This is a genomic window from Mesorhizobium sp. M7A.F.Ca.AU.001.01.1.1 (genome assembly GCF_004022735.1).
Classification (GTDB): domain Bacteria; phylum Pseudomonadota; class Alphaproteobacteria; order Rhizobiales; family Rhizobiaceae; genus Mesorhizobium; species Mesorhizobium ciceri.
Genome location: NZ_RZPF01000130.1, coordinates 1 through 11,276, shown reverse-complemented (window position 1 = coordinate 11,276; position 11,276 = coordinate 1). Strand labels below are relative to the sequence as shown.

Sequence of the window (11,276 nt, the reverse complement as noted above, 5' to 3'; positions counted from 1 at the left end):
CACGGACAGCACGCGCTTGCGGCGGTGTCGAAGCCGGCACCTGGCTGGTGGCGCGCGCCGGCCTGCTGGAAGGACGCAGCGCCACCGCCCACTGGGAGGACATGGAGGATTTTTCCTCGGCATTCCCCGGCGTCGATGTCCGCCCTGACCGCTATGTTATCGACGGGCCGGTGTTCACCTCGGGCGGCGCGTCGCCGACCTTCGACCTGATGCTGCATCTCATCCGCACGAGGCTCGGCATGGCCGTCGCGCTCGATGTCGCCAGCGTCTTCATCTACGACCAGGCGCGCGCCGCCACCGACGCACAGCCGCTGGTCTCGCTCGGCCGGCTCGATGGCTATGATCCGCGGCTGGCGCAAGCGATCCGGCTGATGGAAGCGCATGTCGACCAGCCGCTGACCATTGAAGCGGTGGCCAAGCGCGCCGGCGTGACGGCACGGACGCTGGAGAGCATCTTTCGCAAATCGATCGGCGAGACACCGGGCGCCTATTATCTCAGGCTGCGCCTGGGCGCCGCGCGCCGGCTGGTGGTCGATACAAGGATCGCCATGGCCGATATTGCCGGGCGGACCGGATTCTCATCCGCCGCGGCGTTTTCAAGAGCGTTTTCAAGGGCTTTCGGCGAAGCGCCGGTCAGGCTGCGCCGGGGCTGACTATGATAGAATCAGGCAGCGTTCTGACGGTCGCTGCCGCCGTCGATCTGCGAGCGCATTTGCTTGGCAAGATGGGTCTCGAAACGGCTGGCCACAGCGCGATCCCATTCGTTCGAGCGGCGCGTGCCGTCCTTCGGATGCGGCATTGCCATCAGCCGGTCGATGATCGATCCAGCCTCGCCAGGTGAGAGCAGGGCGTCGATTTCACGTTCGTTCTGCATATCGGTTCGCCTCCTTCTTCCTCTCCCGCCACGAGCCACTCTTATACGAGATTCGTGACGGCAGTTTGAAGGCAAGAGCGAGGTCATTGAAGGGCGTCGAAGGGCAAAACCATGTCGCTGGACCGGGCCATGCGCAAAGCTGTTCCTGCGCCCAGGCAGGTCAGGTCAACGAGAAATCTATTGTTGGATTGCGCAATTCCCAAGGCAAAGCGCTGTACGCTTTTCCCGGGGAAACCGGTACCCACTTTTCCTGGAATTGCTCAAAGCCGCTTTTCGAACAGCACCGTGGTGAAGCCACTGTCCCATTCGTCATCGGGATAGCGGCTTTTCTCGATATAGCCGACCGCTTTGTAGAGTGCTTGTGCGGGCAGGTTGAACGTGTCGGTCTCCAGCCGCGCCTGCGCCAATCCGGCCGCACTGACCGCCTGTTCGGCATGGGAAAGCAGCTTGCGGCCGACACCTTGGCCTTGACGGGATGCCATCACGTGCAGGGCCTCGATGAAATCCGCGCGCCAATGGATCAAGCCGGCGACCTCGCCATCGATCTCGGCAATGGCGAATTCAGGCCAGCTCTGGTCGACATAGCGCCCGCCAATATCCGTCTCGACATAGCGTTGCGCGGCTGCTTCGGTGATGTTCGGCAGCCAGGTGCCTTCGAAGGTTTCCTGCAGCACCTGCTTCAGCGCCGGAATATCGCTCGCCTGCGCAGGGCGCACGATGATTCGATCCTCTGCCATTTCCGTCTCCTGCCAATGCATGTCGCCCAAAGTGCACAGCGGTTTGGGACGACGACATGCCGCCGCACGGGCCCTCTTTCGGTGACACGTGTAGCGTCCTGGTCCCACGCAGGCTGCCGAAGATCTGTGCGATCCTCGGCAGCTTGTCGCGAAGTGGGCTGACTAGCAGATGGCGATGGCGGCGGCTTTCAGCCAGTGGCGCCGGATGTCGGTCCAAAGATGAAGCGGCGCTCGCCCTACACGTAGCGGTTGACGATGTTTTCCAGCAGTTCCTGGCGGCCGGACCTCGGCTGCGGCTCGATCTTCTTCTTGACGACACGCTCGGCGATATCCTCAAGCGTGCGCTTGCCGGCAAGCATCGCCTTGCCCTCGGCCGTGTTCCAGCCGGCATAGCGTTCGGCCAGCGGCGCCGACAGTGCCTTGTCCTCGACCATGCGCGCCGCGGCTTTCAGGCCGCGAGCGCAAGAGTCCATGCCGCCGATATGGCCGATCAGCAGGTCCTGCGGATCGAGCGACTGGCGGCGCAGCTTGGCGTCGAAATTGGTGCCGCCGGTCTTGAAGCCGCCAGCCTGCAGGACTTGGTAGTAGGCCAGTGCCATTTCCGGCACGTTGTTGGGGAACTGGTCGGTGTCCCAGCCCGACTGGTAGTCGTTGCGGTTCATATCGATCGAACCGAAAATGCCGAGCGCATTGGCCAGAGCCAGTTCGTGCTCGAAGGAATGGCCGGCCAGGATGGCGTGGCCCTGCTCGATATTGACCTTGACCTCCTTCTCCAGCCCGAAGCGCTTGAGGAAGCCGTAGACCGTGGCGACATCGTAATCGTACTGATGCTTGGTTGGCTCCTGCGGCTTCGGCTCGATCAGGATCGTGCCCTTGAAGCCGATCTTGTGCTTGTAGTCGACGACCATGCTGAGGAACCGGCCGGCCTGTTCCTGCTCGCGCGCAAGGTCGGTGTTGAGCAGGGTCTCATAGCCTTCGCGCCCGCCCCACAGCACGTAGTTTTCGCCCTTCAACCGCTTGGTGACGTCGATACAGCTTTTTACCGTCGCCGCCGCATAGGCAAAGACATCCGGATCGGGATTGGTGGCCGCGCCCGACATGAAGCGGCGGTTGGAGAACAGATTGGCGGTGCCCCAAAGCAGCTTGACGCCGGTCTGCTTCATCTTGCCCGCGAAGTAGTCGGCGATCTCATCGAGGCGCGCCGCACTCTCGGAAAAATCCTTGCCTTCCGGCCGTACATCGGCGTCGTGGAAGCAGAAGTAGGGCGCGCCGAGCAACGAGAACATCTCGAAGGCGACGTCTGCTTTCAGTTTTGCCAGCTCCATCGTGTCGACGCCGCCGGCCTTGGGAAACCACGGCCGGTCGAAAGTCTGGCCGCCGAACGGATCGCCACCCGGCCAGGCAAAGGAGTGCCAGTAGGCAACGGCGAAGCGCAGATGATCTTCCAGCCGCTTGCCGGCGACGACCTCATCGGGATTGTAGAACCTATAGGCCAGCGGATTGGTCGAATCCGGCCCTTCATATTTGATCTTCTGGATGTCGCCGAAAAATCCACTGCTCATGATTTCTGTCCTCTCACAAAGTTCTGACGCCATTACCTCAGGCGTAATTGGTTTCACGCCGGCGCTGGTTGAAAAGGGTCATGTCAAAGCCACCAAACGAAGGAGACAGACCATGACCGACCTCACCAAGATCGCTGAAAACTACATCACCGCCTGGAACGAAAGCGATGCCGGCCGCCGGGCCGAATTGCTCAAGGCGACCTTCACGGAAGACGTCAGCTACCGCGATCCGCTCATGCAGGGTGATGGCCATGAAGGCGTCGCGGCTCTGATCGACGGCGTGCAGCAGCGCTTTGCCGGTTTCCGGTTCTCGCTGAAGGGTACGCCGGACGGTTTTGCCGACAAGATCCGCTTCTCGTGGAATCTCGGACCTGAGGGGACGCCTTCGGTGATCGAAGGTACCGACATCGGAATCATCGAGAACGGCCGCCTCAAGAGCGTCACCGGTTTTCTCGACAAGGTGCCGGCGCAGTGAGCCGGACAGCCGCGGCGTGGGCGAAAGATCGCTCACGCCGTGGCGACCCTGATTGCCGGATAAAGCGCCCGGTAGCGCTGATAGGCATCGGCATAGGCGCCGCCGAGCGCCGCATCCGGTTCGATAGTTGCGTCCGTCCTCGGGGCCGTACAGATTTCGAGCGGATCGGCACCCGTCGCCGCGATCAGGCCGAGCCGCGCGGCACCAAAGGCGGCGCCGAAGTCGCCGTCGGCAGGAATGTCGACAGGCAGTTGAAGCGCGGTGGCAATCGCCTTCAACCAGTAGCGTGAGCGCGAACCGCCGCCGATCGCCGTCACCCGCGTCAAGGCTGTGCCGGCCGTGGCCAGCGCTTCGAGGCTGTCGCGAAAGGCAAAGGCTACACCCTCCAGCACGGCCTGGGTCAGCACGGCACGGCTCGATTGATGCGCCAGTCCGGTGAACGCGCCGCGAATGGCGGAATCATTGTAGGGCGTGCGCTCACCCGAGAGGTATGGCAGGAAGGACACGCCGCTCGGCGCCTTCAATGTGTCGCCGAGCTCAGTGGTCAACTCGCCGGCGCTCTTCCCGGTGATTTCCGACAGCCAGTTGAGCGAATCGGTTGCCGACAGGATGACCCCCATCTGGTGCCAGGTGTTCGGAAGCGCGTGGCAGAAGGTGTGAACCGCGCTAGCCGGGTTGGGCAGGTAGGAAGCGTTGGCGGCAAACAGCACACCCGACGTGCCGAGCGAAACAAAAGCGTGGCCGGCGCCAACCGTGCCCATGCCGCAGGCCGAGGCCGCGTTGTCGCCGGCGCCACCGGCGATCGGAATGCCGGCCTGGACGCCCCACTTCGATGCCAATTCGCTGCGCAATGCGCCTGCCTTCTGCGTACCCTCGACCAGCGACGGCATCTGCTTTTCATCGAGCGATGTCGCCGCGAGCAAATCCGCACTCCAGCGCCGCTTGCCGACATCGAGCCAGGACGTGCCGGCAGAATCCGACATTTCCGAAATGTGCTCGCCCGAAAGCCAGAGCCGCAGGAAATCCTTGGGCAGCAGCACTTTTGCGACCTTGGCGAAGACAGCGGGCTCGTTTTTCTTCACCCAGGCCAGTTTCGGCGCGGTGAAACCGGGAAAGACGATGTTGCCGGTCAGGGCGCGGAAACGCGGATCGGCATCGAGGACGGCGGCCTCGGCATGGCTGCGCGTGTCGTTCCACAGGATGCAGGGGCGCAGCACCTTGTCGGCGGCGTCAAGCAGCGTGGCGCCATGCATCTGGCCGGACAGGCCAATGCCCTTGACTGCCGCGAGTTCATGCGGATGGGAGGATTTGAGCTCGGCGATTGCGTCTTCGCAGGCCCGGATCCAGTGCTCGGGATTCTGTTCCGACCAGCCGGGGTGCGGCCGTGAAACATCAAGCGAACCATGGCCGGAACCGATGACGGTTTGCCCGGCATCGATCAGCAGCGCCTTGACGCCCGACGTCCCGAGATCGAGGCCCAGATACATGTCTTCCTCCCACGCCAGTTAATTTTTTCGGGTCTCGAAAAAATCTGGCTTGGCCAGTTTTTAAAACAAGATCCGCTTCGGGTCAATTCTCCGACAAATCGGCGGCGCGTCGCACAAACAGCGCTGACAGCGGACTGTCGGGCCGCGCCATCGAACGCTCCGCCGTGAGCGCCTTGGCCAGCGCACCCTCACCGGCGCGCAAGGCCGCCTCGATCAGCGTCAGGTCGATGACGTCGCGCTGGGCGTGGCTGCCACCGAAACGATGTGCGATCGCGCGGATCGGCCGGATCAGGCGCGCGGTCTCGGCGTAGCTGCCCTCACCGAATGCCTTGATGGCGAGCGTCAGCGGATGGCCGACATCCCGCGTGAAAGCCGCATTGTCGTCGCTGCCACGCATGGCCTCGCGCTGAGCCTCGAGCAAGGCGAGGGCCGGCGCATCTAACCCGGCACCCACGAAGGCCATCATCGCGTGGGCGTCGTTGAAGGCATAAAGACCCGCTCCCGCCTTGCCCCAGTTGGCGGCGAGTGCCGCCCAGCGGTCGCCGACATCGACGCCGCCGAGGTGGAGCCGCCACAGGATTGCCGAGGCATCGACCATGTTGAGCGCCATCGTCGATTGCACGCTGTAGATAGGGCCGTCATAGAGGGCCAGCACCGCGTCGGTCTCGCCGAGATCATAGTGGAACAGCGCCAGGTGCCACCAATTGTGGACCTGCAGGAAGCTCTCCCGTGTCCACGCTTCCGGATTGGCGCGCATCCAGGCAATGCCATCCCTTTGCCGGCTTTGCATCTCCATGACATGGGCGACGGCGTGCTGCGCCCAGCCGTCGCGCGGCTCGATGTCGACTGCCTCGCGGCCAAGCTGCTCGGCCCTGACATAGTCACCCATTTCCTCCAGCCCGAAAGCCTGCATGCCGAGCATGGCGTGGTAGCCGGGCATGCCGCTTTGCCACGAAGGCAGGGCACGAGCGATGCGGTCGCGCAGCATGCGGGCATTGCCGGTGAAGAAATCGATCTGGTGGCCGACCTGCAGCGCCAGCCCGTCGCGCGGGGTCTCGATGGTGATGTCCTCGAGAACGCGGCTGGCCTCATGCCAGCGCCCGCTGGCGAGATGGCCAAGGGCCGAGACATGCGCCCGCTCGCGCGTGGTCGCGGCAAGCGGCAGTGCGGCCTCGTGGCAAGCCTTGGCCACGGCCGTCGCCTCCCGCTCGGTGGCGAGGCCGAACAGATATCCCTTGAAGACATGGGCCATGACGAAGCCGGGATCTTCCGCGATGGCGCGGTCGACGGAAGCTACGGGATCGCCGATGAAGCACTGCAGTTCACGCACTGCCTGGCTGTAAGGCGTGAATCCCGCCTCCGTCGCGCCCGAAAGTGCCAGGCCGAATGCGTCCCTGATTGCCATGCGATGTCCTTTATCGACCCGTGACAGGCCCTTGATCCTTCGGCCCAAAGCGATCCTAAAGCATAGGCCACGGACACGCCAACCGTGCGCTACGCCAGACCTTTCAGTAGTCTTTGCAGTTTAGCAACCATGCGGGGCAGATTAGGCTTTGTAAAATTGAATGAATTGTGTCTTCATTGCGGCGGCTGGCGGGGGCTGGAAATCGCGAATCGAGAGGGGACGCGATGCGGCATGTGAAGAACTCGCTTCCGAACAGTCGTTCGGCGGATGCGCAGGTGACAATTGCTTCGCAACGGCGAAAGCCGCATCCGTTACATCCGTGGCTTATTAGCATCCTCTCAACTACAGCTTTTGCGTTGCTGCCCAACTCCGCCGCGTTTGCCGCATGCGTGCTGGCTCCATCCGCCGGAAACACCGTCTACACCTGTGACAGCGGCGACTCAGCCGGCAGCCTCACCGATCTCGACGGCGACAACACGCTGAATTTTCCCGCCGGCGGCACCGGGCAGATATCAGGCAATGTGACCTTTGGCGTCGGCACGGACCGGCATCGACATGCAGTCAGGCACCATAACCGGCACCGTCGATCAGGGTGGCGGCACGGATTTCTTCAAAATTGGCGCGGGCACCGTCACCGGCAATGTCCAGCAGGGCGCCGGCATCGACGACTTCAACATGAGCGGCGGCCAGATCGGCTCGCTCAACCAGGGCGACGGCCTCGACACCTTCACCATGACCGGCGGACGCATCGTCGATTTCTTCGACGATGGCGACCACGCCGTGATGACCGGTGGCCGCATCGGCCGGGTCAACATGAAGCTCGATCAGAACTATTTCAACATGTCAGGCGGCACCATCGACCGCAACCTCGTCACTGGCTTCGACAAGGACACGATCATCCTGTCGGGCGGCACCATCGGCGGCAACATCAGCGTCAGCGGCGGCAATGACAGCGTCACGGTCACCGGCGGCACGGTCGGTGGCGATATACTGATGAGCTTTGGCGCCGACAATTTCGTCTGGAACGGTGGCGGCATCATCTATGGTTCCGTCGATCTCGGCGGCGATAACGACACCGCCAGGCTCAGCAACCTCACCAACGCCAATCTCGGTGCCACGGATGCCATATCAGGTGGTGCCGGCACCGATGCGCTGACCCTGGACAACGTCAAACTGGATGGCGTCAGCCGGCTCCAGAACTGGGAAAGCATCGACGCCACCAATGACACCCAGCTGACGATGGACAGCAATCTGGTGCTCGGCGACAGCGGCACCGGCACGGGTTCGCTCAGTGTCGATGCCGCAAGCACGCTCTACGGCGGCGGCTTCAATGCGGCGATCCAGGCGTTTACGGCAGGCCAGCTGGCGCAGGTCACCAATGCCGGGCGCATCGACCTGACCAATGGCAGCACCGGCGCCACCGACAGCCTGACGATTTCGGGCAATTATGTCGGCCTGGGTGGCCTGCTGCTTATCCAGACCGAGCTCGGTGACGATTCCTCCGCATCCGACAAGTTGGTCCTGTCGAGCGGAACGGCTTCCGGTTCGACCGGCATCTCCGTGGTCAATCTCGGCGGCGCGGGGGCTGCGACCACGCAGGACGGCATCATGGTCATCCAGGCAATCAACGGCGCCACCTCGGGCGCCACGACATTCGCGCTCGACGCCCCGGTCGCCGCCGGGGCCTTTGAATATTATCTGTTCAAGGGCGGCGTCAGCGCCGGCAGCGAGGAGAACTGGTACCTGCGCTCGACGCTGAACACGCCGGCCCCGCCGGCCGCAGCCCCGCCGGCGCTGGAGCCTGCTCCGCCGCCGGCACCTGAGCCGCCGGCGGCCGAACCGCCGCCGCCGCCGCCCATCGACCCTGCGCCGCCGCCTCCGCCGGAATCCACCCCCGGCGATCCCGATCCGGTTGATCCGGCGCCGCCGGTCGTGCCGACCGATCCGCCGCCCGCGACACCACCGGCACCACCACCGGCACCAGTGGCGGATCCGCCCCCGCCACCGCCGGTGGTGCCAACTGAGGTGCCCGACCTGCCGACACCGGCGGCGGGCGAGGAAATCCTGCTCTATCGCATCGAGGTTCCGGTCTATTCGGCCTTGCCGCCGGTCGCCGAACATCTGGCGATGACGACGCTCGGCACATTCCACGAACGGCGCGGCGAGCAGAGCCTGTTGTCGAACACCGAGCTGTCGCCGGTCTGGGGCCGCATCTTCGGTCAGGACAGCAAGATGGCCTATTCAGGAACGGTATCGCCGTCCTTTGACGGCACCCTGTTCGGCCTCCAGGCGGGCTTCGATCTGTTCGGCCGCGAAACCGCGTCGGGCCAGACCGATCGCGCCGGCCTGTTCGTCGCCTATGCCAGCATGAATGGCGACGTGCGCGGCCAGGCGCTGGGCAGGGACAATCTGTCCGTCGGCAGCATGGATATCAACGGCACCAGTATCGGCGGCTACTGGACCCGGATCGGTCAGGGTGGCTGGTACCTGGACGGCGTCCTCATGGCCACCTTCTTCGGCGGCAACGCAACATCGTCGCGCGACATTGGCATCGACGTCGGCGGGACCGGCGTCACCGCTTCGCTGGAAGGCGGCTATCCCATCGCGCTGGCGCAAGGCTGGACGCTTGAACCGCAGGCGCAACTGGTCTGGCAGCAATTGTCGCTCGACGATGCGTCGGACCGCTTTGCTTCGGTTTCCTTCGATACGGACGGCAGCGTGACCGGCCGGCTCGGCGCACGGCTGCAAGGCGAAACAGCGATCAATGGCATGGCGCTGCAGCCGTATCTCAAGGCCAACATCTGGCACGATTTCGGCGGCACCAGCCATGTCAATTTCGACACCACCGACATCTCGACCGAGGGCAGATCGACCTCGTTCGAGTTCGGCGGCGGCGTGATTGCCAAGGTGACGGACAAGGTCAGCATCTTCGCCACCGGCGACTACACCACCAATCTCGGTGGCGACAAGCGTCGGATCCTCGAAGGCAATCTGGGCTTCAGCGTCAAATGGTAAGGCCGGTCAAAAAGACAGCTTAATTGCTGGAACGCATCGCCACCGTGGCGATGCCGGCGCCGACCAGCAGCGTACCGCCGGTGCGGTTGAAGATGCGGATCGCCTTGGGATTGCGCACCACGTTGCGTGCGCGTGCCGCGATCAGCGCATAGCCGAAGGCATTGGCGAAGGCGAGCGCCAGGAAGGTCGTCTCGAAGATCAGCATCTGCGTCCAGAAATCGGCGTGCCGGTCGAGGAACTGCGGCAGGAAGGCAACGAAGAACGTGATGCTTTTCGGGTTGAGCGCGGTGACCAGCCAGGCGTGCGCCATCATCTTGGCCGAGGAGACCGCGTCGGTGCGCGGTTCGGCCTTCAACGCGCCGCCGGCGCGAAACAGTTTCACGCCAAGATAGATCAGATAACCGGCGCCGATCAGCTTCAGGATGGTGAAGACGGTCGCCGAGGCCGCCAGCAGCGCGCCGATACCCAGCATCGACAACGTCATCGCAGTGAAATCCCCCAACGCCACGCCGACGGCCATCGGCAGAGCGGTACGCCAGCCCTGGCCCAGCGCATAGGACACGACCAGCAGGATGGTCGGACCTGGAATGATGAGAAGGATCGTCGATGCGGCAGCGAAGGCGGCCCAGTTTTCGAAGGACATGCTCGTCTCCTTTGAGCTTAAAGAAGAGGATAAATCCTTAGGCCCGGGAGAATGTAAAGAGGCGATTTCCCTAACTGCGCCAGCGGCAGATCGGTGTCAGTTCGCGCCGCTCAGCGTGCTCACTATATCGGCCAGGCTGACATTGGCACCGAGAACGGTTGCCGCCGCGACAATGGCAGCGGCAAAAAGCTTGATGTCGGTTTTTAAGGTCTTGCACATGGAGGCCCCTCGCTGATGGTTCGAGGAGTAGGAGACGCCGGCGCCGGGAATATGACTCGACCGAGGTCTTTTTGTGCAGCAGCCTTCGTTCAAGTTCAGGCAAGAAGGTCGAACATCGCCAAGGCCATGCGCAAATGCAGGCTGTGCAAGGTCTTCACGCTTTATCAACCATGAATGAGGAAAATGCCTGCTATCCGGCCGGACCGTGCTTCCCGCCGACAGCGTAGGGTCTGGGTATATGCGTGAGTTGCCGCAAGGTCTGACGCCGCCGCGAAATGGCGACGCAATCGAAACCGATCATCATCTTTCCCGCCGCGCCATCCTGTCCGGGGCAGGGGCGCTTGCGCTGCTGAGCGCCGCCGGTTGCTCGACCTCGGGCGGCGGCCTGCCGGCGCTCGAGCTCGACGACGTCACCACGGGTTCCGTGCGGCCGATCCGGCCAAGCATCAGCGTCGACAAGAACGTCACCAGTCCCGGGGTCATGTATGCCGGGCTGACCGACGGCGGCTTCAACGTTCCGGAAGTGCCATATCTGAAGGTCAAGCCGGAATTCCGCCGCCAGATCGTCGTCGACACGACAGGCGAGGCGCCCGGCACCATCGTCGTCCATCTCAAGGAGCGCATGCTCTATTTGGTCCAGCCGGGCGGCGATGCCATCCGTTATGGCGTCGGCATCGGCAAGGACGGTTTCCGCTGGTCCGGCCGCGCCAACATCCAGTACGGCAGGGAATGGCCGACCTGGACGCCGCCGCCGGAGATGATCGCCCGCAAGCCTGAACTGGTGAAATGGCAGGCCGGACAGCCCGGCGGCCTCACCAATCCGCTCGGCGCGCGTGCCCTCTACATCTACCAGGACGGC

Annotated in this window: 10 protein-coding genes and 1 pseudogene; 4 read left to right on the top strand and 7 right to left on the bottom strand. The window is 63.6% G+C overall.

The genetic code is table 11. The features are described 5' to 3' along the window. Positions 1-653 (top strand): GlxA family transcriptional regulator (locus EN884_RS10785; protein ID WP_164894972.1); only part of this gene is annotated, 653 nt, incomplete at its 5' end. Between the two features lie 11 nt (positions 654-664). Here EN884_RS10785 and EN884_RS10780 read toward each other — a convergent pair. The 3 genes from EN884_RS10780 to xylA form a co-directional block, all read right to left on the bottom strand. Then, positions 665-874 carry a hypothetical protein gene (locus EN884_RS10780; RefSeq protein WP_013528291.1) on the bottom strand — a complete coding sequence of 70 codons (210 nt, stop codon included), beginning with the start codon at positions 872-874 and terminating at the stop codon, positions 665-667. A 260-nt stretch (positions 875-1,134) separates the two neighbouring features. Next, the gene (locus tag EN884_RS10775; RefSeq protein WP_063169800.1) at positions 1,135-1,611 is read right to left on the bottom strand and encodes an N-acetyltransferase; all 477 of its coding nucleotides are present in this window, start codon (positions 1,609-1,611) and stop codon (positions 1,135-1,137) included. A 236-nt stretch (positions 1,612-1,847) separates the two neighbouring features. Then, entirely contained in the window at positions 1,848-3,173 is a 1,326-nt protein-coding gene (xylA, locus tag EN884_RS10770) for a xylose isomerase (RefSeq protein WP_027161006.1), read from the bottom strand. A gap of 112 nt (positions 3,174-3,285) precedes the next feature. On the opposite strand from xylA, the gene EN884_RS10765 reads away from it, so the two are divergent. Beyond that, positions 3,286-3,648 (top strand): nuclear transport factor 2 family protein, encoded by a 363-nt coding sequence (locus tag EN884_RS10765; RefSeq protein ID WP_063169801.1) that lies wholly within the window; start codon positions 3,286-3,288, stop codon positions 3,646-3,648. A gap of 32 nt (positions 3,649-3,680) precedes the next feature. Here EN884_RS10765 and xylB read toward each other — a convergent pair whose 3' ends face one another. Both xylB and EN884_RS10755 read right to left on the bottom strand, forming a co-directional pair. Next, entirely contained in the window at positions 3,681-5,135 is a 1,455-nt protein-coding gene (gene xylB, locus EN884_RS10760; RefSeq protein ID WP_063169802.1) for a xylulokinase, read from the bottom strand. Between the two features lie 82 nt (positions 5,136-5,217). Then, positions 5,218-6,540 (bottom strand): tetratricopeptide repeat protein, encoded by a 1,323-nt coding sequence (locus EN884_RS10755; RefSeq protein ID WP_063169803.1) that lies wholly within the window; start codon positions 6,538-6,540, stop codon positions 5,218-5,220. A gap of 224 nt (positions 6,541-6,764) precedes the next feature. Here EN884_RS10755 and EN884_RS10750 point away from each other — a divergent pair. Then, positions 6,765-9,555 (top strand): annotated as a pseudogene (locus EN884_RS10750) (autotransporter outer membrane beta-barrel domain-containing protein). A gap of 19 nt (positions 9,556-9,574) precedes the next feature. Here the strand turns inward: EN884_RS10750 and EN884_RS10745 are convergent. Then, the gene (locus EN884_RS10745) at positions 9,575-10,198 is read right to left on the bottom strand and encodes a LysE family translocator (protein ID WP_023761181.1); all 624 of its coding nucleotides are present in this window, start codon (positions 10,196-10,198) and stop codon (positions 9,575-9,577) included. A 96-nt stretch (positions 10,199-10,294) separates the two neighbouring features. After that, positions 10,295-10,417: a hypothetical protein gene (locus tag EN884_RS40110; protein ID WP_013528283.1), complete on the bottom strand. Its 123-nt coding sequence runs from the start codon at positions 10,415-10,417 to the stop codon at positions 10,295-10,297. 238 nt (positions 10,418-10,655) lie between these two features. Between EN884_RS40110 and EN884_RS10735 the strand changes: the two genes are divergently transcribed. Continuing rightward, a partial coding sequence (locus tag EN884_RS10735) for a L,D-transpeptidase (RefSeq protein WP_164894971.1) occupies positions 10,656-11,276 on the top strand: 621 nt, incomplete at its 3' end.